Source organism: Mesorhizobium sp. B2-5-3, from assembly GCF_006441005.1.
Taxonomy (GTDB): domain Bacteria; phylum Pseudomonadota; class Alphaproteobacteria; order Rhizobiales; family Rhizobiaceae; genus Mesorhizobium.
In genome coordinates this window covers 1-26,415 of sequence record NZ_VFUS01000021.1, presented here as the reverse complement: position 1 = coordinate 26,415, position 26,415 = coordinate 1, and the positions used below count along the sequence as shown (strand labels likewise).

The following is a 26,415-nucleotide window of genomic DNA, read 5'->3' as shown; positions in this document are numbered from 1 at the left end:
CAACACCTCCGGCCAAAAGCCAAAAGTGTTACCCATGTGTCCGGTACAAAACGTCACCTATGTCTCGGGTCGCTCAACAGAAAAGGCAATCGAGGGCCGTTGGCGCCTGCGAATGGCAATGTGTCGGGTGCAGAATGGGGCTGTCGGCAATCTCCGCGCGGCCAGTTGTCTTTGCTGCTGCATGTCACGGTCGCAACAAAAAGCCGCGGACGGCAAAGTTGCCTGCTCCACCGCATCGACTATTGTGAGCCGGAACACGGCACGGTGTGGGGCGACAGATGACCATCGGACATCGACGGTCTCCGCTAAAGCCTCACGGAGGAACCATGAGCGACAGTTGGACACCCACCCGTCTCGGCGCAGGGCGGCATTCGGCATGACGACGGAAACCGCCACGGGCGGCACGGAGACAAAATTCAGACAGCCGCCAGCCGGACCCGGGATCGCGGTCGATCTCGATGGAGTGACCATAGATTTCGCATTGGCGGCTGGGCGTAGCTTCCAGGCGGTAGCCCGCGCCGATCTGAAAGTCGGCGACCAGGAATTCGTGGCGATCATTGGGCCGACGGGCTGCGGCAAGTCAACGCTGCTGAATGCCGGCGCAGGGCTTCTCGTGCCTTCGGCAGGCAGCGTCCGTGTGTTCGGCGCCCCGCTTCGCGGTCTCAACAGACAGGCTGGCTACCTCTTCCAGCAGGATGCATTGATGCCCTGGAAGACCGCTCTGGACAATGTGGCCATCGGGCTGGAAGTGGCAGGCGTGCCCTCTTCCGAAGCAAAGGAACGCGCGCGAGCATGGCTCGGACGCGTCGGCCTGGCTGCTTTCTGCGAGCGCTACCCTCACATGCTTTCAGGCGGCCAGAAAAAGCGCGTTGCTCTTGCGCAGGTCCTGATCCGCGATCCCAAGATCCTCCTCATGGACGAACCCTTCGGACCGCTCGACGCACAGACGCGGCTGATCATGGGCGGCCTTTTGCTCAAGCTGTGGTCGGACGACCGCAAGGCGGTGATGTTCGTCACCCACGACCTCGAAGAAGCGATCGCGCTGGCTGATCGCGTGGTGGTGATGTCAGCCGGTCCCTCGGCACGCATCATCGGCGACTTTCCAATCCCGCTGGCGCGTCCACGCGATATTTCGGAAATCAGGCTGGAACCGCGCTTCCAGGAATTGCATCGCGACATCTGGCACATGCTGAAGAAGGAAGTGCTCAAGGCTTACGGCGAGATTGAAGAAGGAGCGATCCGATGAAAAGGACGACGCTGCTTTTCGCACAGCTAACCGTGGCCGTCATCGTCATCGCGCTCTGGCAGGCAGCGTCGACGACGCACCTGATCGGCGATCCGAACAATATTTCCTTCTTCTTCTCGACCCCATTGGCGGTGGCAGGCCAGATATGGAGGTGGTTTGCCACCGGGACGATCTGGCATCATCTGTGGATCACGCTGTGGGAGTCCATGCTGGCCTTCGCCATCGGCTCGCTGGCAGCGATCGCGATCGGCTTCTGGTTTGCCCGCAAGCCGAGACTTGCGGCCGTCTTCGATCCCTATGTAAAGGCGGCCAATGCGCTTCCCCGCGTCGTGCTGGCGCCGATCTTCACGCTTTGGTTTGGCCTCGGCATCTGGTCCAAGGTTGCCTTGGGCGTGACGCTGGTTTTCTTCATCGTCTTCTTCAATGTCTACCAGGGCGTGAGGGAGGTGAACACGACGGTGCTGGCCAATGCCCGAATGCTCGGCATGAACGAACGGCAATTGCTGCGCCACGTCTATATGCCATCGGCATTGTCCTGGGTGTTTTCATCGCTCCATATCTCCGTCGGATTTGCCGTGGTCGGCGCCGTGGTCGGCGAATATCTCGGTGCGGCCGGCGGACTAGGCTATCTGATACAGCAGGCCGAGGGCGTGTTCGACGTGGCGGGCGTCTTTGCCGGAATGTTCGTCCTCGCCGCTTTTGTGCTCTTGATCGACTGGATCGTCACGCTGATCGAAAAAAGGCTGCTTGTCTGGCGGCCTGAATTCTCGAAACCAGGCCGATAGGGCCCAATCCAGCTCAAGGAGGAGATCATGAGGATCATTTCGAAACTGGCGGCCGCCGCCGTCGTATTGCTCGCGGTGGCCACAGACGCGGGGGCCGCCGAAAAGGTCACCATTTCGATCGGCGGAGCGTCATGCCTCTGCTATATGCCGACCGTGCTCGCCAAACAGATCGGCGCTTACGAAAAAGCCGGCATCGATGCAGACCTCGTCGATTTCAAGGGTGGTTCTCAATCGCTGACCGCAGTATTGGGTGGCAGCGCGGATGTGGTGTCCGGCTATTTCGATCACACGGTGAAATTGGCCGCCAAGAACCAGCGCCTGCAATCCTTCGTCGTTTACGACCAGTTCCCGGGACTGGTGCTGGCGGTGGCGCCGGACCAGACCGGCAAGATCAAGTCAGTGAAGGACCTTGCTGGCAAAAAGGTCGGCGTGACCGCTCCCGGTTCCTCGACCGACTTCTTCCTGAAGTTCCTTCTGCAGAAGAACGGCATCGACCCGACATCCGCCGCCGTGATCGGCGTTGGGCTGGGCGCTACCGCCGTCGCCGCCATGGAGCAAGGGCAGATCGACGCCGTGGTGACGCTCGATCCGGCCGTCACCGTGCTTCAGGCCAGGCATAAGGACCTGACCATCCTGGCGGACACGCGCACCCAGAAGGATACCGAGGCGGTATTCGGAGGCGACTATCCCGGCGGAGCGCTTTACACCCGGCCGGAATGGATGGCCGCGCATCCCCAAGCAACGCAGGGATTGACCAATGCCATGCTTGCCACGCTGGATTACATTCACTCCCACAGCGCCGAAGAGATCATGGCCCAGATCCCCGACAATCTGATCGGCAGCGACAAGGACGCCTATCTGGCCGCGTTGAAAAATGCGATCCCCATGTATTCGACCACCGGGCTCATGGATCCAAAAGGCGCGCAGGCCGTGCTCGACGTTTTCTCTCTCGGTTCGCCCGATGTGGCCAACGCCAAGATCGATATCACGCAGACGTACACGAACGACTATGTGAACAAGGCGAAGAAGGCCAACTGACGAGATCAACGCCAAGCAGCGGGCATATGGCTCGTTCGCCTTAGCCACGGAGTTCACCGAGCGCCGGCATTTCAGCGACTCGGTGGCCTCGTCGCCATTTTTGGTATCCGTCAATTGACGAATACCCGTTCTTCTCTCACCTAGCTTGGCATTGCGCGGGCAAGCCGAACGCGCAGCAATAGTGAGGGTGACTGAAGTCACATGAAGGTAAGCTCGCCGGGCGAGAACCCCAACCGCCCCACTCCCGGCGAGCCTACAACCTGATTTGGAACGCAATCAGGACCGGGGTCAGCCGGCAAGCTTGTATCGCAAGATCGGTGCCAGCTTTGTTTCCCGAAATGGGACGGTTAAAGGGACATGGAACCACCATTTGCTGGCCGGCCGACCATCGCGCCCTAAACCTCGAACTCGCCCTGCCCCTCGTCCATGGCGCTGACGGTTTCAGCCGCCAGCGCCCGGGTGATCGGCGTCTTGCGTTCGAGCGCGGCGCGGTCCAGCCGCTCCACCACGCGCATGGCCGTCGCCAGGGAGCGCTCGATGCGGCGCACCAGATATTGCACGACATGCGGCTCGACCTCGACCTGGCGGTCGGCGAACAGCTTGGTGATGACACCTGCCAGCAGGAGATCGTCGGGTTCGTGGATCTCGACGGTTGCCGCCGCCTTCAGCCGCGACGCCAGATCCGGCAGCGTGACGCCCCAGGCCGAGGGAAAGCGGCGCGCCGTCAAAAGCAAATGCGAGCCGCTGCCGCGCACCGCATTGATCAGATGAAACAGCCCTTGCTGGTCGACTGTGCCGGTATCGACGTCGTCGATCAGCGCCGGCCGGGCACCGAGATTTACAATGCTGTCGCCGACGCGGTGCGCGTCGACCTGAACGGCATCCGCCCGTGCCCGCCAGATCGAGGCCAGATGGGTCTTGCCGGAACCGGCCGGACCGGCCAGCACGACCACCGGCGAGGGCCAGTCCGGCCAGCGGTCGACCAGCGCCACTGCCTGGTTGTTGGTGCCGGAGACGACGAGTTCGTCTCGCGAATAGCCGGTGCCATGGCCGAGATCGAGCGGCAGCTGGCGCGGCGGGTCGGCCCTCTGGTCGCTCATGCCAGGCTCAGCCGCGCGACCCGGCCAGGCCGGATCATGGATTGATGCCTTTGCGACGATCGGCCGGCAATGGCGGCACGGCCTTGCCGTGACCCTTGTAGAGCGGCGATTCCAGATAACGCGCAATGGCAAAGCGCACCAGCACCGCGACCGCGGCCGATGCAGGCACCGCAATCAGCAGGCCGACGAAGCCAAACAGCGCGCCGAAGGCAAACAGCGCGAACATCAGCCACACCGGATGCAAGCCGACGCTTTTGCCGACCAGCCGCGGCTGCAAGATATTGCCCTCGATGAACTGGCCGATGAAGAACACCACCGCGACCGCTACGACCATGGCCCAGTCCGGCCAGAACTGGACGAAGGCAACGCCGACGGCCAGCACCAGCCCGGTCAGCGAACCGACATAGGGGATGAAGGAGATCAGCCCGGCGAACAGGCCGATGAGGATGCCGAAATTGAGACCGGTCAGCGTCAGGCCGGTGGCATACATGGCGCCCAGCACCAGGCACAGCGTGCCCTGCCCGCGCACGAAGCCGGCCGTTGCCGTGTTGATGTCCCTGGCGATGGCGCGCACCGTGGCGACATTGTCCCGCGGCACCCAGCTGTCGATCACCGCCACCATGCGGTCCCAGTCGAGCAGCATGTAGAAGGCGACAACCGGCGTCACCACGAACAGGCTGATCACCGAGACCAGCGCCACGCCCGAACTCCATATCGAGGTGAACACGGTTGTCAGCAGACCGAAGCCGGATGTCAGCAGTGAATTCAATCCGTCGCGCAGGCCATTGGCGTTGACGCCGAATTTCTGTTCCAGCCATTTCGGATCGAACGAGGTGATCAGGCTCTGAAGCCGCGTCAGGTACTCAGGCAACTTGCCGGCAAAATCGGCCATCTGCGTCGCCAGCACCGGGATGAGGATGACAAAGGCCAGCACCAGCACGACAAGGAAGGTGATGAGGATGACCACCGTTGCCATGAAACGGCTGAGGCCGAGCCGCTGCAGCCGGTCGGCCACGGGATCGAGGAAATAGGCGAGCACCATGCCGGCCACGAAGGGCAAGAGGATGGCGCTGAAAACATAGAGGAAAAGCGCGAGCGCGGCGACGCCGGCAAGCCAGAAGAAGATCTGCCGGCGGAATCCGGCGGATGGATCATCCCCGGCTGCCGCCGGCGCGCTCGCCGCAGCTTCTTTGTCAGGTGCCCGGGGTGGAGCCTTCGCCATAGCCGCTCATATGCCTCAGCCAAGCCACGAGATAGGCTGCGGCCGAAGCCACGGTCAAGACCCCGGACAGCATTATGAGGGCGGGACGAAGTGGATCGAGATGGATCGAAAAAGCAAGCTCACCCAGTACCAGCGCCGCCAGTACAATCTGGATGGCGGTGTTGACCTTGGAGACGAGGAGCGGCTTCATCTCGACGGGATGGGCCATCACGGTGGACAACAGCACCGCGCAAATGATCAGCGCGTCGCGCGACACCATGGTGACGACCAGCCACAGCGGCAATTGCCCGATGAAGCCCAGGACGACGAACACGGAAACCAGGAGCAGCTTGTCGGCCACCGGATCGAGATAGGCGCCGAGCTTGGAATGCTGGTTGAACCGGCGGGCGATGAAGCCGTCGACGCCGTCCGAGATGCCGGCAACGAGGAACCCGGCAAAGGCCCAATCCCAGCGCGCCTGCAGCATGGCCAGCACCACGGCAGGCACCAGGACAAGGCGCATGATTGTGATCAGGTTGGGGATGGTCAAGCGCATGTCCCGTCGCTTCTGTCTGAACGATAGATGATGGAGACGGGGGATGGGCGCAAGAGAGAAGCTGCCGAGCTTCCCCTGGTGGGGAGCGGCAGTTTCAGCGCCGTTTTCCTTGCGGACCGAAACCGTTCATGCGAAGAGCCGCAAAGGAAACAGCGACAAGCCAGATATGAAGCGCGATACAGTCAAGCGTAAGAACGGGCTCACCTATGCCGAGGCTGGCGTCGACATCGATGCCGGCAATCTCATGGTCGAGAAGATCAAACCGCTGGTCAAGGCGACGCGCCGGCCGGGCGCCGATGGCGAGATCGGCGGTTTCGGCGGCTTGTTCGACCTCAAAGCCGCCGGCTTTACCGACCCGGTGCTGGTCGCCGCAAATGACGGCGTCGGCACCAAGCTGAAGATCGCCATCGACGCAGGCAAGCACGACACGATCGGCATCGACCTCGTCGCCATGTGCGTCAACGACATCGTCGTGCAGGGTGCCGAACCACTGTTCTTCCTCGACTATTTCGCCACCGGCAAGCTCGATCCGGACCAGGGTGCGGTGATCGTCAGCGGCATCGCCGCGGGCTGCCGGCAGGCCGGCTGCGCGCTGATCGGCGGCGAGACGGCGGAAATGCCGGGCATGTATCACGGCAAGGACTATGACCTTGCCGGTTTTGCCGTGGGCGCGGCCGAGCGCGGCCAGCTTCTGCCCACCGACGACATCGTCGAGGGCGACGTGCTGCTGGGGCTGGGTTCGTCGGGCCTGCATTCGAACGGCTTTTCGCTGGTGCGCCGCATCGTTGCGACCAGCGGCCTGGCATGGACCGATCCGGCTCCCTTCAATGACGAGGCCACATTGGCCGAGGCGCTGCTCGAGCCGACCCGGATCTATGTGAAATCGATCCTGAAGGCGATCCGCAACACGCACGGCATCAAGGCGCTGGCCCATATCACCGGCGGCGGCTTCCCCGAAAACATTCCGCGCGTTCTGCCGAAGGAGTTCTCGGCCGAGCTCGATCTCGACGCCATCGACGTGCCTCCTGTGTTCTCATGGCTGGCCAAAACCGGCGGTGTGGCGCCCGAAGAGATGATGCGCACCTTCAACTGCGGCATCGGCATGATCCTGGCGGTGGCGTCCGGCCAGGCGGCGCAGGTCGCTGCCGTCTTGCAGGAAGCCGGCGAGACGGTGACGCCGATCGGCCGGATCGTGCCGCGCCGCGACGCCGGCGTCATCTATCGGGGTTCGATCGGTCTATGAGTGCGCAGAAGAAACGCACTGTCGTTCTGATCTCGGGGCGCGGTTCCAACATGACGGCGCTGATCGCCGCCGCCAGCGACCCGGCTTTCCCGGCCGAAATCGTCGGCGTCATCTCCGACAAGGCGGATGCCGCCGGGCTCGGCATGGCGAGGGCGCGCGGCATCGCCACCCAGGTGATTTCCCGGGCCGACCACGCCAGCAAGCAGGCGCACGACGCCGCGATCGATGCGGCCCTCACGGCCTTCAATGCCGAGATCGTGGCACTGGCCGGCTATATGCGCATTTTGACCAGCGGCCTCGTCCAAAAATGGCAAGGCCGCATGATCAACATCCACCCCGCGCTGTTGCCGGCCTTCAAGGGGCTCGACACACATGCGCGCGCGCTGGCGGCGGGCATGCGCATTCATGGCTGCACGGTGCATTTCGTCACGTCCGAGATGGATGACGGCCCGATCATCGCACAGGCGGCGGTGCCGGTAATGGTCGGCGACAATGCCGACATGCTGGCCGCACGGGTGCTCAAGGTCGAACACCAGCTCTATCCGCTGGCGCTGGGGCTGGTCGCCGAGGGCAAGGCTCGGATGGAAAAGGGCCGCACCGTGTTTGCCCGCTTCGCCGACGATGCCGAAAACGCAACCTCGATGATCATTGCGCCGAGCCCGCTGCGCGAGGAAATCGATTTCGAGCAATTGGCGCGGATCACGCCGTAGGCATTTTTGCAGTCATAATTTGATTGCAAACTTTGGCGCACCCGCCTATCTCATGCTTGCATGAACAGCAAGCATAGGCGCGTGCTCAAAGCGATATTCACCGATCCAGTTTCGGGCAGTATCGAATGGATTGCCGTCGAAGCCTTGCTGGTCGCCGTTGGTTGCCAGGTGATCGAAGGAAGCGGCTCACGCGTGCGTTTTGTCTTTAAGAGCGAAGTCGAGACGTTCCACCGGCTGCACCCTTCAAAGGAAGCAAAGCGATATCAAGTACGGGATGCTCGCCAATTCTTGTTGAGGATCGGAGTGAAGCCATGAATGCGATGACCTACAAGGGCTATTCGGCCCGTGTTGATTATGATGACGATGACGAGATTTTCTTCGGCCGTATTGCCGGTATTCGAGACGGCGTATCCTTCCATTCAGAAACTGTCGCGGGGCTAAAAGCCGCCTTCCATGAAGCCGTGGACGACTATGTCGAAACTTGCGCGAAAATCGGTAAGTCGCCGCAAAGACCTTATTCCGGCAATCTCATGTTGCGCGTTGACCCCTCGGTTCATTCAAAAGTCGCAATGGCAGCGGAACTCGCAGGCAAGAGCCTGAACCAGTGGGGAGAAGAAGTCTTGCGCGAGGCCGCCGAAAAGCAAATTGCCTGAACCAGCAGCTGTCCTGTCTCCATCTGCATCCGCCATTCGACCGGGAGTATCGTGAAACAGTTGTTTGTGCTGCGCCACGCCAAGTCGAGTTGGGACGATCCCAACCTCCCCGATTTCGACCGGCCGCTCGCCGAACGCGGATTGAAGGCGGCCCAATTGATAGGGCGCGAACTCGCGGCGCGCGGGTGGCTGCCGGACCAGGCGCTGGTATCGCCGGCGCTGCGCACCCGTGAGACCTGGCGGCTGGTGGACGCGGAGTTGCCAGCGCATCCACGAGTCGCGTTCTCCGAGGCGCTTTATGAAGCCTCGGCGACGGATATTCTGAGCCAGATTCGTCAAGCCGATCCGTCGAACGACAGCTTGCTGGTGGTCGGCCACAATCCCGGTCTGCAATATCTGGCGAAACAGCTTGCCGGGCCAGGGTCAGAGGCCAAGGCGCGCAGGAGGCTCGAAGGAAAATTTCCAACGGCAGCCTTTGCGCGCCTCGTTTTCCAGGGCGACTGGTCCAACCTGTCGTCCGCGCGGCTGACGCATTGCCTGCGTCTGAAGGATCTGCGCTAGAAATCCAGGGTTGAGCGGGCAACCAGGGCCACTGCGCGCCCGGGCCGCTAGTTGCCCCAGATGCCCTGGCCGGGTTCGCGCCAGTCGGTAGCGGGCTTCGTCTTGGCATCGCCTGTCTCGTGGCCGGCCATGCCCGTCTCCGTGAGCGCGCCGGTGACAACGTGATCCACGCCCGCTATCGGGGCGACGGGCTGGTTGGCATTGTCGGAGCCATAATGGTCGCTGCCGGCAAAGGCGCTGCCGGTCGCAACGAGGATGGCGGCGGTGGCGAGGGCGATCTTGTTCATTTCAATCTCCTGGTTCATCCGTTAGGCGGCGTCTTGGGAGGACGGTTCCGCTAAGGACAAGACCCCAGGCAGTTCTGTTTTATTCCTGGGCTCGGATTGTTTTCTGCCGAGCTTGGAGGATTGGTCATGCGCAAAAAACAAGAGCGGCGGGCCGGGCCCACCGCTCTTTGTGGTCGAAGACTTACAGAATCAACGGCCCCAGATGCCCTGGCCAGACTGAGCCGGCACGTTGGCATTCGCGTCGCCCTGCGCCTTTATGGACTTGGTGATCGAGCCGGTATGCGTGGTGTCGATGTTGGAGGTCGACTGGTTGGCAACCGGCTGGTTGACATTGTTGGAACCATAATTGTCGCTGCCGGCAAAGGCGCTGCCCGTGGCAATGAGAATGGCGGCGGCGGTAAGAGCGATCTTGGTCATTTCTTTACTCCTGAGTTCAAGTTGGTTGATGTCGGCAGTCGCGATCAACGGCCGAAAAGGTTGCGGTCGGCGCCCTGCGAAGCCGGGGCCTGGACGGTTCCATTCGTCTTCGAGATCGAAGCGGTGACGGAATGGTCGACAGCGGCGGCGGGCTGATTGGCGTTGGCCGAACCATAATTGTCGCTGCCGGCGAAAGCGGTGCCCGTGGCAACGAGGATGGCAGCGGCGGTAAGAGCGATCTTGGTCATTTTGGTTACTCCAGTATGTTTGTTCTGTCCGTCTAGTGGCGTGCCCTTGGGAGGATTTCGCGTCGCTCGGACCACCCCGAGATGGGTCTGCGGTGTTGTCGTTTCCAGTCACGAAAATGTGCCAAAAAAGCTGTGGGACGGCCCTTGAAATTGAAACGACATCGCTGGCTGCCACAATTTTGTCCCGTTAAATCAATGAGTTGTTTAGAAAATTCCATTGAGCCCACCCGTTTGCGCAGAGCGTACGTTCACCGTTTGATGTACGGTCCGTCAACATAAATCGAACCGAACGGTTCGGTTTTATCTACGTGATGCCCGCGCGAGTGACCGCATCCGGGCGTTTGCTTCGCGGCTGGGTCGTCATTGTCGCTGCAAACGGGCTGAAGGACGCGCCAAAAGGCGCCCCGCATTCTCCACGCGGAGGCTTCGCCTCCGGTCGCGGCAGGCTCAAGCTTTCAATCATTTTGGCGACTGGAGAAATGGAAAGCGGCGGGTTCTGGCCCGTCAGGAAGCGCCAAAGCCAAGGACGTCGCGCATATCGTATTGACCGGGCGGTCGCCCGGTCACCCAGAGGGCTGCGGCGATGGCGCCACGGGCGAACATGACGCGGTCCTCGGCCGCATGCGACAGGGTGACGATCTCGCCCCCGGTGCAGAAGCTGACGCTGTGCTCGCCGACGATGCTGCCGCCGCGCAGCACCGCGAAGCCGATCTCGCCGGCAGGCCGCGCACCGGTGACACCGTCGCGAACACGCCTCGCCATCGCATCAAGCTCGACGCCGCGTCCGTCGGCAATGGCTTGGCCGAGCATCAGGGCGGTGCCAGATGGCGCATCGATCTTGTGGCGGTGATGCGCCTCTAAAATCTCTGCATCCCAGTCCGCGGGACCGAGCGCTCTCGCCGCCTGCTCGACCAATCCGACCAGCATGTTCAGCCCAAGCGAAAAGCTCCCGGAGCGTACGATGACAACGGTTTTCGCGGCATCGGCGATGGCTGCCAATTCAGCGTCATCGAAACCGGTCGAGCCAATGACCATGGCAGGCCCGCGACGGCCGGCGCAGGCTCTCGCCAGATCGGCCGATGCCGCCGGCGTGGTGAAATCGACGACCACATCGGCCAGGCCGAGCGCCTCGTCGCGGCTGACCAGGCCATCGCCGGCAATGCCCGGTCGATGAAAGCGGGCAGTAAGCGCCAGCCGCGAGTCGGCCTGCACGGCGTCCGCCATCTGGCGCCCCATGCGGCCGAGCGCACCGGCAATTGCGATCCTGACTGGCGCCATCGCCGCGGCTATTTCCACATGCCGCGCATGCGCGCGCCAATGTCGACGTGTATCTCCGGCCGGGGCGCCCTGCCCGGTGCTGCTTGCGCTGCCGGCCATACCGTCTGTTCGAATGCCGCAAGGAGGGAGGCCGGGATGAAGCGCGTGCGCGAGGCATAGACATGGCGGTCGCCGCGCGCCGCCTGGCCATGCGGAAAGAAGCGCTGCGGCATGACCAGGTTGAGGCTGTCCTTGGCCCTTGTCATCGCCACGTAAAGCAGCCGGCGCTCCTCCTCGATATCTTCCCTGGTACCAACACCGAGATCGGCCGGAATGCAGCCATCGACGGTGTTGAGCACAAACACGTTCTTCCACTCCTGGCCCTTGGCCGAGTGGATGGTCGACAGGATCAAATAATCCTCGTCGCGGTGCGGCGGCCCGGCCTGGTCGCTGGTCGCGTCCGGCGGATCGAGCGTCAGCTCGGTCAGGAACCGTTCGCGCGAAGCGTAGCCGGATCCGATCTGCTCGAGCTGCAGAAGGTCGGCCCGGCGCGTGGTTGCGTCCTCGTGGATGCGCTCGAGATGCGGCTCGTACCAGAGCCTGACCTGTTCGAGATCGGCCGGCCATTTGGCGCCGGCACGCAGGCCGGAGTAGAGCGAGACGAAGCCCGGCCAGTCATCCGCCGCGCGCTGCGGCGGCCGCCAGCCGGCAAGGCCCATCGCCTCGTCCAGCGCCGATGTCATCGTCTCGACGACCTGCGCGGCGGCCGACGGGCCGATGCCGGGCAAAAGCTGCAGCACGCGAAATCCGGCGACGCGGTCGCGCGGGTTTTCGGCAAAGCGCAGCACCGCCAGCACATCCTTGACGTGAGCGGCATCGAGGAATTTCAGCCCACCGAACTTGACGAAGGGAATGTTGCGCCGCGTCAGCTCGATTTCCAGAGGCCCGCTGTGGTGCGAGGCGCGAAACAGCACCGCCTGCGATTTCAGCGCCGTGCCGGCCTCGCGCTCGGCCAGGATGGCCTCGCAGACGAAATTGGCCTGTTCGACCTCGTCGCGTACAGTCACCAGCCTCGGCTTGGCGGCGGATTTGCGTTCCGACCACAGGTTTTTGGTGAAGCGTTCCGAGGCCTCGCCGATCACCGCATTGGCGGCGGCCAAAATGGTTTCGGTCGAGCGGTAGTTGCGCTCCAGCATCACCACATCGGCGGCCTGCGCGAACTGCTTGGGAAAGTCCAGGATGTTGCGCACCTCGGCGGCGCGGAACGAATAGATCGATTGCGCATCGTCGCCGACCACCGTTAGGCCGGCGCCATCGGGTTTGAGCGCCATGAGGATCGAGGCCTGCAGCCGGTTGGTATCCTGGTATTCGTCGACCAGCACATGGTCGAAGCGCCCGCCCAGATGCATCGCTATCTCCGGTTCGGCCGTCATCTGCGCCCAGTAGAGCAGCAGGTCATCGTAATCGAGCACGTTCTGCGCCTGCTTGGCCTCGACATAGCCGGCGAACAGCTGCTTCAGCTGTTCGCCCCATCCGGCGCACCACGGAAAGGCGGAGCCCAGCACCTCGCCGAGCGGCGCCTGCGCGTTGACGGCGCGCGAATAGATGGCAAGGCAGGTGCCCTTGGTCGGAAAGCGCGCTTCCGCCTTCGAGAAGCCGAGTTCGTGGCGCACCAGGTTCATCAGGTCGGCCGAATCCTCGCGATCGTGGATGGTGAACGCCGGATCGAGGCCGATCTCCTGCGCGTAATCGCGCAGTAGCCGTGCACCGATGCCATGGAAGGTGCCGGCCCAGGTCAGCGCGTCAGTGACGATCGAGGCGTCACGGCCGAGCACCTCGCCAGCGATGCGCTCGACGCGCCTGGCCATTTCGGAGGCGGCGCGACGTGAAAACGTCATCAGCAGGATGCGGCGCGGATCAGCGCCCTTGACGATGAGATGGGCTACGCGATGCGCCAGCGTGTTGGTCTTGCCCGAGCCGGCGCCGGCAATGACCAGCAGCGGTCCGGCGATCCTGCCGTCGCCATGCTCGACAGCCTGGCGTTGGGCATCGTTCAGCCTTGCGAGATAAGCAGGCTGGTCGGTCGGTTCCCGAAATGTCGAATCATGAGCGGCAAGGTTCATCGCCCATCAAGCATCGTTTCCGCTTTGTTCGCAACAAGGAAGCGGCGCGGCGAGCTCAAGGTCGACAGGTCAGCGTTCCGGATCGACACCCATCGCTGCCGACTGCCTGCGCAATGTCTCCCGATCATTCTGCGGGACTGGCAGCAACAGGGGATCGACGGTGTCGGGTACGTCCTCGATCAGCTTGCGCGCGAGGCGGTAAGTGACGAAGGCGATGGTACAGGCCAAGAGCAGACGGATCATCCAGCAGTCCTCCTTTGCCTGATCCAACCGGAGACATGAGCTTTTGTTCCTCGGCTTGATCGTCGCAACCAAACGGAAGTCGTCTCGTTGTCAGACGAGAGGAGGTAGCGATGAAGAAGCTCTCCCTAGGCCTTCTGCTGATCGTTCTGGCCGTGTCGGCCTGCGACAACAACGTCCCGCCAACCAAGGCTCCGGCAGCGGAAAACCCGCACGCCGACGGCAATCCTGTAGCCGATAAGACCGGCAAATGAGTTGACATGCGTGCAGCAACGCCGCGGACCACGGCGGGACAGCACAAAGCACAGCCTGGAGAGGACGGCCGGCGCCGCTTGGGAGGTGCCTGATAGCGCCGGCCAGGCGGATATCAGGTCCGCCGCAATGTGGATGTTAGCTGAGTCTTGCCGTAGCGTCATGGGGATTCCACCCCTTTGGCTTCCCGCCAAATTCCGGAACGACCGCGCCGTTCATGCTCCCAATCGCCGTCTGACGACCGCGGCATGGAAATTCGTGCCGAACAGCAGGCCGTCATCGTTGAAGTCGTAGCTCGGATTGTGCAGCGGCGCCGTGTCGCCATTGCCGAGGAAGACAAAGCAACCGGGCACGTGAGCGAGGAAACGGGCAAAATCCTCAGAGCCGGTCATCGGCTCGCGGGCGACGGCGACGCCTTCGGGCAGGAACACGTTTCCGGCGGCTGCAAAGGCCTCGTCGACCAATTCGGCGTCGTTGTGCAGCGGCACGAATTCCCTGCTGTAGGCGACCTCGGCGGTGACGTTGTAGGCGGCGGCGGTGCCGGCGGCGATGGTGCGCATCTGCTTCTCGATCTCGGCGCTGACCTCGGGGCGAAAGCTGCGGGCGTCTCCCAGGATACGGGCAAGGCCGGGCAGCGCGTTGCGGGTGCCGTCGGTGATCAGCTCGGTTACCGAGACCACCGATATGTCGGCCGGGCTCAGCCGGCGCGAGACGATGGTTTGCAGATTGGTGACCAGCGCGCAAGCGGCGACCAGTGTCTCCCGGCCGTCCTGCGGCCCGGCAGCGTGGCCGCCGAGGCCTCTCAGAACGATCTCGAAGATATCCTCGGCCGACATCATCGGGCCGGGGCGGGTTTCGAAATGGCCAATCGGCAATCCGGGCAGATTGTGCAGGCCGAAAATCTCATCGAAGGGAAAGCGGCGCATCAACCCATCGTCGAGCATGGCCAGCGCGCCCCTGCCCCACTCCTCGGCCGGCTGAAAGATGAAGCGCACCGTGCCGTTGAACCCGCCCTCCCCGGCCAGCAGCTTCGCCGCGCCGAGCAGCATGGTGGTGTGGCCGTCATGGCCGCAGGCGTGCATGATTCCGGGATTTTGCGAGCCATAGGCCACAGCCGATTGCTCGGTGATGCGCAGGGCATCCATATCGGCCCTGAGCGCGATCGCCCTGTTGCCGCTGCCGCGCTTCAGCGTGCCGACGACGCCGGTGCCGCCGACGCCCTCGGTCACATCGTCGAGGCCGAATTCGCGCAGTTTGGCAGCGACGAAGGCCGCGGTGCGCTTTTCCTCGAGCCCGAATTCCGGATGGGCATGCAGATCGCGCCGCCAGCCGGTCATCTCCTGCTTCAAGGCATCGAGATCGATTTTGGCCATTTCTCCGCCCCTCTCAAACTAGGTTGCAAGTCGGGTGACGACATCGAGCAGAATGTTGGCGCCGGCGACGAGCTCGGTATCCTCGGTGTATTCGCGCGGATTATGGCTGATGCCGCCGGCGCTCGGCACGAAGATCATCGCGGCAGGTGCGATACGCGCCATCATCTGCGCATCATGGCCGGCGCCGGACGTCATGCGCTTCGAAACCAGCCCGCGACTGATGGCAGCGGCCTCGATCAGCTCCACGATGCGGCTGTCGAAGATCACCGGCTCGAAGCGCGCCAGCCGCTCGACCGAGATCGTCACGCCTTCGGCGGCGGCGAGTTCTTCGAGGTGAGCGGCGAGTGCTGCTTCCTCCGCCTGCAACCGGTGCTCGAAAGGATCGCGCAGGTCGATGGTGAAGACCGCTCGCGAGGGAATGACGTTGATGGCGTTGGGCTCGAAACGCATCGTGCCGACGGTGGCGACGGTCGGCGTGTTCGAAGCCTTGGCACGATCGTGCAGGAAGGCGACGACACGGGCGGCCGCATGGCCGGCGTCGCTGCGCATCGACATCGGCGTGGTGCCGGCATGGTTGGCGACCCCGTCGATGGTGATGCGCTGCCAGGAGATGCCTTGCAGGTTTTCCACCGCGCCGATCGGCACGCCTTCGCGCTCCAGCACCGGGCCCTGCTCGATATGCAGTTCGAGATAGGTATGCGGCTTGAGGAAGCCCGGCTGCTCGTCGCCGGCATAGCCGATGCGCGCCAGTTCCTGCCCGAGCACGCTGCCGTCCGTCCCCACGGCCGCCAGCGCCTCGTCGATCGCAACACCGCCGGCATGAACCAGCGAGCCCATCATGTCGGGGGAATAGCGCACGCCTTCCTCATTGGTGAAGGCGGCGACGGCCAACGGGCGCGACAGGACAAAGCCTGACGCCTTCAGTGTCTCGATTGCCTCCAGCCCGGCCAGCACGCCGTAACAGCCGTCATAAATGCCGGCATCTATGACCGTATCGATATGCGAGCCTATCAGGATCGGCGCCTGCCCGGCATTCCCAGGCGTCCGCCAGATGCCGAAGATATTGCCCATGCGGTCGATGGCGACTTCGAGCCCCGCCTCGCGCAACCAGCCGACGAAGCGGTCGCGGCCCTGCCGGTCGGCGTCCGAGGCGGCAAGCCGCACCAGCCGGCCCTCGCCGTCGCGGCCGATGGCGCCGAGGTCCCGAATACGGTCAAGCAGCCGCCGCGCGTCGACCGAGATCATGGCGTTGCTCCAGAAAGTACTTTGCCCGCAAGTACATCCGCGGCGGCCACGCCGACGAGTTCGGCATAACGCTTGGGATCGGTTGCACCTTCGGTGTTGACGACCAGCACCCGCGAGAGCCTGTCGAGGCCGAGTTCGCCCCTGTTGTCGGCCAGCGCCCGGACCAATCCGGCCAGGCCGACCCCGCCGCTTTCGCCGGCAACGATGGCCGGATCGCCGCCGGCCGGCCGCGCAAGCCTCCGCATCACGGCGACCGCATCCTCCTCGTCGACGGTCATGAACGCATCGGCGGCACGCGCCAGCACGCGCCAGGCGACAGGCGACGCCTCGTAGCATTCGAGCATTGCCATGACAGTCGCTTCGCCATGCGCGATCTTGACAGGATGGCCAGCCCTGGCGGCGCCCAGGATGCAAGCGGCACGTGCGGGCTCGACCACCGTGAAGACCGGCCTGGCATCGCCGAGCACGATGGCGAGATGGCCAGCCAGGGCGGCGGCAATGCCGCCGACCCCAGCCTGGACGAAGACATGGGTCGGCGGTTCGCCGAGCTGGCGCAGCGCCTCGCGCATGATCGCGGTGTAGCCTTGCATGACGAGGCCTGGAATGCGCTCATAGCCCGGCCACGACGTATCGGACACGACGGTCCAGCCCTTGTCCGTCGCGACGCGTGCGGCTTGCCTGACCGAATCATCGTAGTTGCCGTCGACGCGGATCATCTCGGCGCCGTAGCGGGCGATAGCCGTGATGCGCTCGTCGCTGACGCCGGCATGGACGAAGATCGTCGCCCTGGCCCCGACAAGCCGCGCGCCCTGTGCCACCGAGCGGCCGTGATTGCCGTCGGTCGCGCAAATCATCGTCATGGTGGCGGCGACCGCCCTGACATCGGGCTGATCGAGATCGGCGATGCCGAGCGGCCTGCCAAGCCGGCGGCCGGCTTCCTCCAGCACCAGATGAACGACGGCATAAGCGCCCCCAAGAGCCTTGAAGCTACCGAGGCCGAGGCGAAAACCCTCATCCTTGAGGTGGATGGCGCCAATGCCCAGTTCGGCGGCCAGCGCCGGCAGCGCATGCAGCGGCGTCTCCTGATGATTGCCGCGATGGGACAGGAAACGCTCGGCCGCGTCGGCGCCCGCAACCCCAAGCGTTTCGGCGTCGACCGGATCGAGTGGGCTGCCGTGCAAGGCATTGCGGTTGAGCAGGAACATCAAGGCCTCCTTGGCTGACAACGAGACTATATTGCAAGGCAGGCGCAAAAAGCGCTGTATTCAAGGCCCCGAAATGCAAGTTTGTTTCCTCAGGACATGCCATTGCCCGCGTTGCCAGCCTCGCTCGACAGTTTCGACCTCGCCATTCTCGCCGTGCTGCAGAAGGACAACACGACGCCGCAGCGACTGATCGGCGAGGCCGTGAACCTGTCGGCGCCGGCGGTGCAGCGCCGTATCAAGCGCATGCAACAGACCGGCGTCATCGCGGCCAATGTCGCGGTCATCGAACCGGCGGCGGTCGGCCAGCCCATCACCATCTTCGTCGAGGTCGAACTCGAAAGCGAACGCACCGAACTGATCGACGCGGCCAAGCGGCAATTCCTGGCGGCGCCGGAAGTCCAGCAGTGCTACTATGTGACAGGCGAGGCCGACTTCATCCTGGCCATCACGGTGGCCGACATGAGCGCCTATGAGGCGCTGACGCGGCGCCTGTTCTTCAACAGCAACAATGTCCGCAAATTCCGCACCTTCGTGGCCATGGACCGCGTCAAGGTCGGCCTGACGGTGCCGCTGCCGGGATGAGCGATCAGGTTGCATGTCTGGCAGGCTTTCGCCATTCTCCGCATCGCGAATTAGCGGCGGGAGGCGCGCTTGCACGACACCACCCCGGTTGCGATCATCGGTGCCGGGCCGGCGGGCCTGGCCGTTGCCGCGTGCCTGCGGCAGGCCGGGGTCGACTTCATCTTGCTTGAAAAAGAGCAGCAGCCCGCTCCCGCCTGGCGGCGCCACTACGAGCGCGTCCACCTGCACACGACCAAGCGCTATTCATCCCTGCCCTTCGTGCCCTTCCCCAGGCATTATCCGCGCTATGTGCCACGTGATCTGTTCGTCGAATACCTCGATGCCTATGCGCAACGCTTCGATCTGCGGCCCCGCTTTGGAGAAGCGGTGCGGGCGATCCGCCGGCAGGGCAGAAGCTGGGGCGTCGAAGCGACATCAGGCACCGTGCGCGCTTCCCATGTGGTGATTGCGTCTGGATACAATGCCGAGCCGCTGATGCCGGCATTCGCCGGCGCCGGCAGTTTCAAGGGCAAAAGTCTGCACAGCGCGGATTACCGCAACAACACGCCGTTTGCCGGCCAGTCGGTGCTGGTCATCGGCATGGGCAACACCGGCGCCGAGATCGCGCTCGACCTGGCGGAAGGCGGCGCGCATCCGACGATCTCCGTGCGCGGCGGCGTCCATATCGTGCCGCGCGAACTGCTCGGGGTGCCCATCCAGGTCGTCAGCATGGCGACGCGCCTGGGGCCGCGACGCGTCAATGACGCCGCGTTCCCTATCATCCTCGATCTGGTGTTGGGCAGGCTGGAGAAATATGGGCTCAAACGGCCCAAGCAGGGATTGCTGGAGCAGATATCCCTGGCGTCGCGCATCCCGGTGATCGATGTCGGCACCATCGGCAAGATCCGCGAAGGCGCGATCAAGGTCGCGCCCGACATTGCCGAGATATCAGAGGGCGGCGCCCGTTTCGTCGATGGTCGTCACAGCGACTTCGACGCGATCATCTTCGCCACCGGCTACCGCCCAGCCTATGCCAAATTCCTCCAGCCCGGCGTCGAGCCTGGCGCCAGCGGCGTCAATGCGCGCGCTTCGGAACTCGGTCTTTATCTCGTCGGCTTCCACAATTCGGTCACCGGCCTGCTGCGCGAAATCGGAATCGAAGCCCAGGCGATCGCCGACGACATTCGTCTCCGGCAGAACAGAAAAAGGACGGCCGAAACCCTGCCGGTATGAGCTGAGGCCGCTCAGCTTGCCTTGCGCAGCCACACCTTGTTGTCGTGGAATGCCGCGCCGCCATAGGGTGCGGGTGCATCGGCGCCAGTCAGCACGTTGATGCCCTCGCCGCGCTCATGCGCGCTGTTCGGCCAGATGCCTTCGGCGATCACCACGCCGCGCTTGATGCCGTCGAACAGCCTCGCATGCAGCACCACCTCGCCGCGCGCATTGCCGAGTTCAACACGATCGCCCTCTGCCAAACCGTGTGCGGCGGCATCGTCGGGATGCAAGAGCAATTCCGGCCGGCCTTCCTTGGCCTTCGACACCGGCGTTTCGGAAAAGGTCGAGTTGAGGAAGTTGCGTGCCGGCGACGTAGCCAGCCGGAACGGATGCGCCTCGTCGGCAACCTCGATCAGGTCGACATGATCAGGAAATTGCGGCAACTGCTCCACCGGGCCGAACAGGCCCATGCTTTTCGGCGGCCTATTGGGGGCGGCTTGTCCGGTCCAATCGGCGCGGAAGCGGAATTTGCCGTCCGCATGGCCGAAGCCCTTGGTGAAATGCGCGGTTTCGAAATCCGGCTGCAGGTCGACCCATTTCTGCTCCTTCAGGCTGGCAAAGCTGCCCAACCCGCGCTTGCCCAGGATGATGTCGATATGCTGCTGTTCGGTGAGGCCGAAGCCCGGCCTGTCGGCGACTCCGAGGCGCTCAGCCAATTGCTCGATGACGAAATGGTTGGTGCGCGGCCCTTCCGGCGGCTCGATCAGCTTCGGGCCGAGCGTGATGTGCTGGTTGCCGCCGCCCTTGTAGATGTCGTCATGCTCGACGAACATCGTTGCCGGCAGCACGACGTCGGCGAGCTTGGCCGTGTCGGTCATGAACTGCTCGTGCACGCAGGTGAACAGATCCTCACGCAAGAAACCCTGCTTCACCAGTCGCTGCTCGGGCGCGACATTGGCCGGGTTGGTGTTCTGGATGAGCAGCGCCGTCACCGGCGGCCCGCCATAGAGCGCATCCGGCGCCCCCGTCAGCACCGGGCCGATGCGCGAATGATCGAGAAAGCGGATCGAGGGATCGCGCATGCGCGTGCCCTCCAGCACCTCCTGGTTGAGCTTGAAGATGCCGGAATTGGAATGGAAGGCGCCGCCGCCCTCATATTGCCAGGCGCCGGTGACGGCGGCGATGCAGGAGGCGGCATGCATGTTGACCGCGCCGTTGCGCTGGCGGGCAAAGCCGTAGCCGAGGCGGAAATAGGTTTTCCTGGTCGTGCCGACGAGACGGGCAAAACTCTCTATCTCGGCCACAGTCAATCCGGTGATCGCGGCCGCCCATTCGGGTGAGCGTGTGCGCAGATGCGCTTCCAGACCTTTCGGGTCATCGGTGTATTTCTCGAGATAGGCGCGGTCAGCCAAGCCTTCCCTGAACAGCACATGCATAACCGCGCAAGCCATCGCGCCATCGGTGCCAGGCTTCAGGACAAGGCCCATATCGGCCTGCTTCATCGTGGCGTTCTCATAGACGTCGATGACCACGATCCTGGCACCGCGCTCCTTGCGTGCCTTGATGGCGTGGGTCATGACGTTGACTTGGGTCACCACGGCATTGGTGCCCCAGATCACCACGCAATCGGACTTGGCCATTTCGCGCGGGTCGGGACCGCGCAGCGCGCCCGCCCCCATCATCCAGCCGGTCCAGGCCAGGTTGGTGCAGATCGAGCCGAAGAAGCCCGAATATCTCTTCGCATGCCGCAGCCGCTCGATGCCGTCGCGCTGCACCAGCCCCATCGTGCCGGCATAGAAATAGGGCCAGACCGTCTCCGAGCCGTATTTTTCCTCGGCCGCGATGAACTTTTCGGCGACGAGGTCCAGCGCCGCCTCCCAACTTATTTCCTGCCAGGCGCCCTCGCCCTTGGCGCCTTTGCGCACCAGCGGCTTCAGCAAGCGGTCGGGATGGTGGACGCGGTCGGCGTAACGAGCAACCTTGGCGCAGACGACGCCGGCCGTATAGTTGTTGGACTTGGCACCATGGACGCGGCCGATGCGGTTGCCGTCAAGCAACTCGACCTCGAGCGCGCAGGTCGACGGGCAATCATGCGGACAGGCCGAATGGCCGATGCGAAGGCTGGCGTGCTGGTTCATGGGGTTTGTTTAGCGGGTTTCGGGCAAGGCGTGTAGGGCCAGATCTGACCGTCCCCTTGAAGGAGAGGGTCGGCGCGTAGCGCCGGGGTGGGTTGTGGCGCAGACCCCCACCCCGCTCCGCTTCGCGGATCGACCCTCCCCACAAGGGGGAGGGTAACTACTCCGCCGTGCCTTCCTCGTATTCGGCCGACATGGTCAGCCACTTTTCCTCGTGGCCGGCGAGCGTCTGGGCGAGTTGCGATCGCTCCTTCGCCAGCCTTGTCGCCGTCGACGGATCCTTTTCGTAGATCGCCGGGTTGGCCAGTTCGTCCTCGATGCCGTCGATGCGCTTGCGGATGCGGTCCATCAGCGCTTCGGTGGCGCGAATTTCCTTGGCCAGCGGCTCAAAGGCGGCGCGGCGCTGGGCCGCCTCGCGGCGGCGGTCGGCCTTCGAGGCTTTTTCCGCCTCGCGCCGCTCGCGCCGGTCGCCGGACACGCCTGTGACCAGCGTCTTGTAATCTTCGAGGTCGCCGTCATAGGGGTTGACGGCGCCATCCTTGACCAGCCACAGCCGGTCCGCCGTCGCTTCCAGGAGATGGCGGTCGTGCGAGATCAGGATGACGGCGCCGGGGAACTCGTTCAGCGCATGGATCAAGGATTCGCGGCTATCGATGTCGAGATGATTGGTCGGCTCGTCAAGGATGAACAGGTTCGGCCCCTCGAAGGCCGACAGACCCATCAACAGCCGCGCCTTCTCGCCGCCGGACAGGTCTTTCGCCGCCGTATTCATCTTTTCGGTCGTGAGCCCAAACTGGGCGACACGGCCGCGCACTTTCGATTCCGGCGCTTCGGGCATCAGCCTGCGAACATGCTCGTAGGCATTTTCCTCAGGCCTGAGATCGTCGAGCTGGTGCTGTGCGAAGATCGCCACCTTCAGCCCGGGCGCCACGGTCATGGTGCCGGTCTCCTGCTTCAGGCGGCCGGAGAGAAGCTTGGCAAAGGTCGACTTGCCGTTGCCATTGGCGCCAAGCAGCGCGATGCGGTCGTCGGCATCGATGCGCAAGGTCATCTTCTTCAGGATCGGCTCACCGGGTGTATAGCCGACATTGACATTGTTCAGCGCGACGATCGGCGAGGCCACCGTCTTCACCGGCTCCGGGAAAGAGAATGGCCGCACCGTGTCGTTCACGATGGCCGTGATCGGCTTCATCTTTTCAAGCGCCTTGATGCGGGACTGAGCCTGTCTTGCCTTGGATGCCTTTGCGCGAAAACGCTCGACGAAGGATTCCATATGCTTGCGGGCGGCTTCCTGCTTGATGCGGCCCTTTTCCTGCTGTTCTTTCTGCTCGGTGTACTGGCGTTCGAACTGGTCGTAGCCGCCGCGCCAGAAGGTCAGCTTCTTCTGGTCGAGATGGACGATCGAGTTGACGGCGCGGTTAAGCAGGTCGCGATCGTGCGAGATCAGCAGCACCGTGTGCGGATATTTGGAAACATAGTTTTCGAGCCACAGCGTGCCTTCGAGATCGAGATAGTTGGTCGGCTCGTCGAGCAGCAGAAGATCGGGTTCGGAAAACAGCACGGCAGCGAGTGCCACGCGCATGCGCCAGCCGCCGGAAAACGAGGAGGCCGGGCGGCGCTGCGCGGCGTCGTCGAAGCCGAGACCGGCCAGGATGGTGGCGGCGCGCGACTCGGCCGAATGCGCGTCGATATCGGCCAGCCGCATATGGATGTCGGCAATACGGTGCGGATCGGTCGCCGTCTTTTCCTCCTCGAGCAGCGCCGTGCGCTCGAGGTCGGCCTTGAGCACGATCTCGATCAGCGGCTCCTCGGTTCCGGGCGCTTCTTGCGCCACCTGGCCGATCCGCGTGTTCTTCGGCAGGCTGATCGAGCCCGTCTCGGAAGGGAAATCGCCTGTTATGGCCTTGAACAGCGTGGTCTTGCCGGTACCGTTGCGGCCGACAAGTCCGGCCTTGGTGCCGGCCGGCAAGGTCAGCGAGGCATGGTCGAGAAGCAAGCGCCCCGCCATGCGCAGCGAGAGGTCGTTGATGATAAGCATGGCCGCGCTTTTGCACGGGAGACCGGCGCTTCGCAAGACCTTGCGGGCCGGTTGGCCACGCAAGGCATGAAAACGGCGCGCGAAATGGCGCCGTCAACATCGCAGCTCAGAGGCTTCCGGCTGCGGTCGGCCGCGCTCAGGCGCTGGCTTTGCCGCGCTTTGTCGCCTTGGCCACGGGGGCCGGCGCTGCCGGCTTGCGGCCAAGTCCCGTCGACTTCGCCAGCGCTGACCGTGTCGCTGAGTAGTTCGGAGCGACCATCGGATAGTCGGGCGGCAGGCCCCATTTGGTGCGATACTCATCCGGGCTCAGCCCATAGTCCGTCCTGAGGTGCCGCTTGAGCGACTTGAACTTCTTGCCGTCCTCCAGGCAGACGATGTAGTCGGGAAAAACCGACTTCTTCGGGTTCACCGCAGGAACCAGGCTTGGGCTTTCCGCGACAACGGCACCTCCGAGCTTTCGCACCGAGGCACTGACGCTGGCAATCAGGTCAGGCAGGCCGGAAACCGGCAGCGGGTTGTTGCCGACATAGGCCGAGACAATGTCAGCGGTCAGCTCGATAACGGTCTTATCCTCGATATTTGACAAATCTTTCACCCTATTTGCGACAAAATCATCTACCCCAGAGAAGAATTTCGTCGATGCATTTATTTAACCGCGTCCCCCAAACGGACCAGCAAATCTCAAAACGAATCAAGACTTGCAGTCAAATATTTTTTAGGGAAATCGGCTCCGTGCAAACTAGAAAAGCTAATTTTTCGGGTCGGCAGACTTAGGCGGCCCGGTTGGAAGGCCAATATCTGTAAAACACGCGCCGTCGGTCATAACGCGCTCCAACGTCTTTCGGCCCTCAGTTCGCAGTTTCCGTGAAACGGTGAAAACTGCTCTATCGCAGCCGGCGGCCGAAATCAGGCGTATGCGCGCCCTTCCTCGGTGCGCTGGAAATGCGCCAGGTCGAGCTGCACGGAAGGGCGGCCCAGAACCGTCAGGATCATATGGGCCTGGCCGCGGTGGTGGGTCTGGTGGTTGAAGACGTGGTCGAGCGCCGGAGCCAGCCGTTGCGAGACGGTGCGCATGTCCGATACCGTCATGTATATAAAGCGGCCCGACAGCGCCTTGTCGCTCAAACCGCCAACCCAGTCGACGATCCGCCGGTCCTCCGCCTCGCGCGCCATGCGCAGGCCCGGCAACGCCTGGTACAGTATGGCGTCCAGCGCCGTCGGCGCATCGCCCTCGCCGGTAAAGCGCTTCATCCAGATGCGATCGGCGGCCAGGAGATGGTTGAGCGTGCCCTTCATCGAGCCGAAGAAAGCGCCGACGTCGCGATTGAATTCCTCTTCGTCGAGATCGGCGGCGGCATCGTAGATGCGGCCATTGGCCCATTGATTATAGGCCGCAAACATCATGAAGTGCCGTTTCATCTTTTCTCCCGCCGGCCTGTGTCGAGGCGTTGCGGGATACCTAAACCGCAAGGAAGCCGCCGCCAATGACCATTCTGCTTTATGATCTCGTCGGACGCGACGCCACCCGCCCCTTCAGCCCGCATTGCTGGAAGGCGACGATGGCGCTGGCTCATAAGGGGCTGGAGATCAGCGCGGTGCCGACACGTTTTCTCGAAGTGCCCCGCGTCGAGGGCGGCGCATCGAAACTCGTGCCGGTGATCCGCGACGGCGAGACGGTCGTCGCGGATTCCTTCGCCATCGCGCTTTATCTCGACGAAACCTATCCGGACCGGCCGTCGCTGTTTGGCGGCGAAGGCGGCAAGGCCATGGCGCGCTTCATCGAGCGCTGGTCGCAACTGACCATCCATCCCTATGTGACCACCGCCGCGATCATGGACCTTTATGCCATGCAGGATACGGAGAACGCCGCCTATTTCCGCCAGAGCCGGGAGCAGCGCCTGGGCAAGAGCCTGGAAGAGGTGATGGCCGCGCGGGATGCCGGGCTTGGCAATTTCAGGGCTTCGCTGGAGCCGCTGCGCTCGATGCTCGCCTATCAGCCATTCATCGGCGGAGATTCGCCCCTGTTCGCCGACTATATCGTGTTCGGCGCGCTGCAATGGGCACGCGTCGCCTCGCCCTACCCATTGCTCGACGACCACGATGTCGTGGCGCAGTGGTTCGCCCGCTGCCTCGACCTGCATGGCGGGCTGGGTCGAACGGTTGCGGCGGCCGCGTGAACCGTAGCGCCTGATCTTGCGGCAGGGCTAACGACGAGCCATCGGCTCCGATATGGCCAGGTCTTATTTGGCCGCCTTTTTTGGCTTACCGGGCTTGGCCGCGGTCTTGGCCTCTTTGGGCGCGGTTTTTGCCTTGCCGGCGACGGCCGCCTTTCTTGCTGGCTTCTTCAACCCGGATGACCCTGCATCCTCCTGGTCGATGTCGGCTGTCGCCTGTTGCCAATGGCGCTCATGCTGTCCGGCCGGTTGCCCTTCTTCCTGCCAGATATGATGTGCGCGGCTGCGAATGCGCTCCTGGCGATCGTCTGTCATGGTCATGGTCTCCATCCGGGCCGACCTCAGCGCGGCGCCGACATGTGACTATAGCAAGCAAAGCCTAATATTGCAGCCGTCCGATCTCGGGCTGGCGGCATCGCCGATATCGGCCCGGCACGCAAACGCGCATGGCGTCGACTTCCCCCGTCGACTTCCTCTGTCGGTAGCTAATCAAGTTGTCCGGTTTGGTAGCACATGATCTGTCCGCTTCTGTTTTGGCGTCGAAGCGGTTCA

At 63.4% G+C, this 26,415-nt stretch carries 29 protein-coding genes; 12 read left to right on the top strand and 17 right to left on the bottom strand.

Annotated features, from left to right (window positions below):
• The first annotated feature begins 376 nt into the window (after positions 1-376).
• Genes FJ867_RS28365 through FJ867_RS28355 form a run of 3 tightly spaced genes read left to right on the top strand, consistent with a single transcriptional unit; the run spans position 377 to position 3,069 of the window.
• Positions 377-1,246, top strand: a complete 870-nt coding sequence (locus tag FJ867_RS28365; RefSeq protein WP_140764100.1) for an ABC transporter ATP-binding protein — start codon at positions 377-379, stop codon at positions 1,244-1,246.
• Positions 1,243-2,031, top strand: a complete 789-nt coding sequence (locus FJ867_RS28360; protein ID WP_140494342.1) for an ABC transporter permease — start codon at positions 1,243-1,245, stop codon at positions 2,029-2,031. Before FJ867_RS28365 ends, FJ867_RS28360 begins: the two co-directional genes overlap by 4 nt.
• A 24-nt stretch (positions 2,032-2,055) precedes the next feature.
• Positions 2,056-3,069 (top strand): ABC transporter substrate-binding protein, encoded by a 1,014-nt coding sequence (locus FJ867_RS28355; RefSeq protein WP_224646410.1) that lies wholly within the window; start codon positions 2,056-2,058, stop codon positions 3,067-3,069.
• 395 nt (positions 3,070-3,464) lie between these two features.
• On the opposite strand, the gene hdaA is transcribed toward FJ867_RS28355, so the two are convergent.
• The 3 genes from hdaA to FJ867_RS28340 are packed head-to-tail and all read right to left on the bottom strand — an operon-like array spanning position 3,465 to position 5,920.
• On the bottom strand, positions 3,465-4,169 hold the full coding sequence (gene hdaA, locus FJ867_RS28350) for a DnaA regulatory inactivator HdaA (protein ID WP_140515482.1): 705 nt from the start codon (positions 4,167-4,169) through the stop codon (positions 3,465-3,467).
• Positions 4,170-4,203: 34 nt separating this feature from the next.
• A complete protein-coding gene (locus tag FJ867_RS28345) occupies positions 4,204-5,391 on the bottom strand; it encodes an AI-2E family transporter (RefSeq protein ID WP_140819231.1) in 1,188 nt (395 codons plus the stop codon).
• Entirely contained in the window at positions 5,363-5,920 is a 558-nt protein-coding gene (locus FJ867_RS28340; protein ID WP_140495033.1) for a CDP-alcohol phosphatidyltransferase family protein, read from the bottom strand. The genes FJ867_RS28345 and FJ867_RS28340 overlap by 29 nt, the downstream gene beginning before the upstream one ends.
• 172 nt (positions 5,921-6,092) lie before the next feature.
• Between FJ867_RS28340 and purM the strand changes: the two genes are divergently transcribed.
• The 5 genes from purM to FJ867_RS28315 all read left to right on the top strand — a co-directional run bounded on the left by purM (position 6,093) and on the right by FJ867_RS28315 (position 9,093).
• Positions 6,093-7,169: a phosphoribosylformylglycinamidine cyclo-ligase gene (purM, locus tag FJ867_RS28335; protein WP_140633829.1), complete on the top strand. Its 1,077-nt coding sequence runs from the start codon at positions 6,093-6,095 to the stop codon at positions 7,167-7,169.
• Positions 7,166-7,879, top strand: a complete 714-nt coding sequence (purN, locus tag FJ867_RS28330; RefSeq protein ID WP_140633827.1) for a phosphoribosylglycinamide formyltransferase — start codon at positions 7,166-7,168, stop codon at positions 7,877-7,879. Before purM ends, purN begins: the two co-directional genes overlap by 4 nt.
• Positions 7,880-7,960: 81 nt before the next feature.
• Positions 7,961-8,194 carry a type II toxin-antitoxin system HicA family toxin gene (locus FJ867_RS28325; RefSeq protein ID WP_246675121.1) on the top strand — a complete coding sequence of 78 codons (234 nt, stop codon included), beginning with the start codon at positions 7,961-7,963 and terminating at the stop codon, positions 8,192-8,194.
• Positions 8,191-8,532, top strand: coding sequence for a type II toxin-antitoxin system HicB family antitoxin (locus FJ867_RS28320; protein WP_140494354.1), 342 nt, complete (start codon positions 8,191-8,193; stop codon positions 8,530-8,532). Before FJ867_RS28325 ends, FJ867_RS28320 begins: the two co-directional genes overlap by 4 nt.
• 51 nt (positions 8,533-8,583) lie before the next feature.
• Positions 8,584-9,093 (top strand): histidine phosphatase family protein, encoded by a 510-nt coding sequence (locus FJ867_RS28315; RefSeq protein WP_140565086.1) that lies wholly within the window; start codon positions 8,584-8,586, stop codon positions 9,091-9,093.
• A 47-nt stretch (positions 9,094-9,140) separates the two neighbouring features.
• On the opposite strand, the gene FJ867_RS28310 is transcribed toward FJ867_RS28315, so the two are convergent.
• From FJ867_RS28310 to FJ867_RS28870, 6 genes are all read right to left on the bottom strand, one after another.
• On the bottom strand, positions 9,141-9,380 hold the full coding sequence (locus FJ867_RS28310; protein ID WP_140565085.1) for a DUF680 domain-containing protein: 240 nt from the start codon (positions 9,378-9,380) through the stop codon (positions 9,141-9,143).
• Between the two features lie 189 nt (positions 9,381-9,569).
• Positions 9,570-9,797 (bottom strand): DUF680 domain-containing protein, encoded by a 228-nt coding sequence (locus FJ867_RS28305; RefSeq protein WP_140494359.1) that lies wholly within the window; start codon positions 9,795-9,797, stop codon positions 9,570-9,572.
• 44 nt (positions 9,798-9,841) lie between these two features.
• Entirely contained in the window at positions 9,842-10,045 is a 204-nt protein-coding gene (locus FJ867_RS28300) for a DUF680 domain-containing protein (protein ID WP_140494361.1), read from the bottom strand.
• Positions 10,046-10,549: 504 nt separating this feature from the next.
• Positions 10,550-11,323: a 4-hydroxy-tetrahydrodipicolinate reductase gene (dapB, locus tag FJ867_RS28295; protein ID WP_140819229.1), complete on the bottom strand. Its 774-nt coding sequence runs from the start codon at positions 11,321-11,323 to the stop codon at positions 10,550-10,552.
• Positions 11,324-11,331: 8 nt separating this feature from the next.
• Entirely contained in the window at positions 11,332-13,425 is a 2,094-nt protein-coding gene (locus tag FJ867_RS28290) for an ATP-dependent helicase (protein WP_140819227.1), read from the bottom strand.
• A 69-nt stretch (positions 13,426-13,494) separates the two neighbouring features.
• On the bottom strand, positions 13,495-13,668 hold the full coding sequence (locus FJ867_RS28870; RefSeq protein WP_181168465.1) for a hypothetical protein: 174 nt from the start codon (positions 13,666-13,668) through the stop codon (positions 13,495-13,497).
• A gap of 110 nt (positions 13,669-13,778) precedes the next feature.
• Between FJ867_RS28870 and FJ867_RS28865 the strand changes: the two genes are divergently transcribed.
• Positions 13,779-13,919: a hypothetical protein gene (locus FJ867_RS28865; RefSeq protein WP_181165131.1), complete on the top strand. Its 141-nt coding sequence runs from the start codon at positions 13,779-13,781 to the stop codon at positions 13,917-13,919.
• 213 nt (positions 13,920-14,132) lie between these two features.
• Here FJ867_RS28865 and FJ867_RS28285 read toward each other — a convergent pair whose 3' ends face one another.
• From FJ867_RS28285 to FJ867_RS28275, 3 genes are read right to left on the bottom strand one after another with little or no spacing between them, the layout of a single operon-like run.
• Entirely contained in the window at positions 14,133-15,290 is a 1,158-nt protein-coding gene (locus tag FJ867_RS28285; RefSeq protein WP_140584467.1) for a M20 aminoacylase family protein, read from the bottom strand.
• Between the two features lie 18 nt (positions 15,291-15,308).
• Positions 15,309-16,535, bottom strand: coding sequence for a Zn-dependent hydrolase (locus FJ867_RS28280; protein WP_140738112.1), 1,227 nt, complete (start codon positions 16,533-16,535; stop codon positions 15,309-15,311).
• On the bottom strand, positions 16,532-17,740 hold the full coding sequence (locus FJ867_RS28275) for a diaminopropionate ammonia-lyase (RefSeq protein ID WP_140819225.1): 1,209 nt from the start codon (positions 17,738-17,740) through the stop codon (positions 16,532-16,534). Before FJ867_RS28275 ends, FJ867_RS28280 begins: the two co-directional genes overlap by 4 nt.
• A gap of 96 nt (positions 17,741-17,836) precedes the next feature.
• On the opposite strand from FJ867_RS28275, the gene FJ867_RS28270 reads away from it, so the two are divergent.
• Positions 17,837-18,322: an Lrp/AsnC family transcriptional regulator gene (locus FJ867_RS28270; RefSeq protein WP_181165174.1), complete on the top strand. Its 486-nt coding sequence runs from the start codon at positions 17,837-17,839 to the stop codon at positions 18,320-18,322.
• Positions 18,323-18,391: 69 nt separating this feature from the next.
• On the top strand, positions 18,392-19,534 hold the full coding sequence (locus tag FJ867_RS28265; RefSeq protein WP_140819223.1) for an NAD(P)/FAD-dependent oxidoreductase: 1,143 nt from the start codon (positions 18,392-18,394) through the stop codon (positions 19,532-19,534).
• An 11-nt stretch (positions 19,535-19,545) separates the two neighbouring features.
• On the opposite strand, the gene FJ867_RS28260 is transcribed toward FJ867_RS28265, so the two are convergent.
• The 4 genes from FJ867_RS28260 to FJ867_RS28245 all read right to left on the bottom strand — a co-directional run bounded on the left by FJ867_RS28260 (position 19,546) and on the right by FJ867_RS28245 (position 25,108).
• Entirely contained in the window at positions 19,546-21,654 is a 2,109-nt protein-coding gene (locus tag FJ867_RS28260; protein ID WP_140558873.1) for a molybdopterin oxidoreductase family protein, read from the bottom strand.
• A 157-nt stretch (positions 21,655-21,811) separates the two neighbouring features.
• A complete protein-coding gene (locus FJ867_RS28255) occupies positions 21,812-23,689 on the bottom strand; it encodes an ABC-F family ATP-binding cassette domain-containing protein (RefSeq protein ID WP_140494379.1) in 1,878 nt (625 codons plus the stop codon).
• Between the two features lie 136 nt (positions 23,690-23,825).
• Entirely contained in the window at positions 23,826-24,275 is a 450-nt protein-coding gene (locus tag FJ867_RS28250; RefSeq protein WP_140494381.1) for a MucR family transcriptional regulator, read from the bottom strand.
• Positions 24,276-24,595: 320 nt separating this feature from the next.
• Positions 24,596-25,108, bottom strand: a complete 513-nt coding sequence (locus tag FJ867_RS28245; RefSeq protein ID WP_140494383.1) for a DinB family protein — start codon at positions 25,106-25,108, stop codon at positions 24,596-24,598.
• A gap of 65 nt (positions 25,109-25,173) precedes the next feature.
• Between FJ867_RS28245 and FJ867_RS28240 the strand changes: the two genes are divergently transcribed.
• Positions 25,174-25,866, top strand: a complete 693-nt coding sequence (locus tag FJ867_RS28240) for a glutathione S-transferase family protein (RefSeq protein ID WP_140494385.1) — start codon at positions 25,174-25,176, stop codon at positions 25,864-25,866.
• Positions 25,867-25,929: 63 nt separating this feature from the next.
• Here FJ867_RS28240 and FJ867_RS28235 read toward each other — a convergent pair whose 3' ends face one another.
• Positions 25,930-26,178: a DUF2934 domain-containing protein gene (locus FJ867_RS28235; protein ID WP_224680492.1), complete on the bottom strand. Its 249-nt coding sequence runs from the start codon at positions 26,176-26,178 to the stop codon at positions 25,930-25,932.
• Positions 26,179-26,415 lie beyond the last annotated feature (237 nt).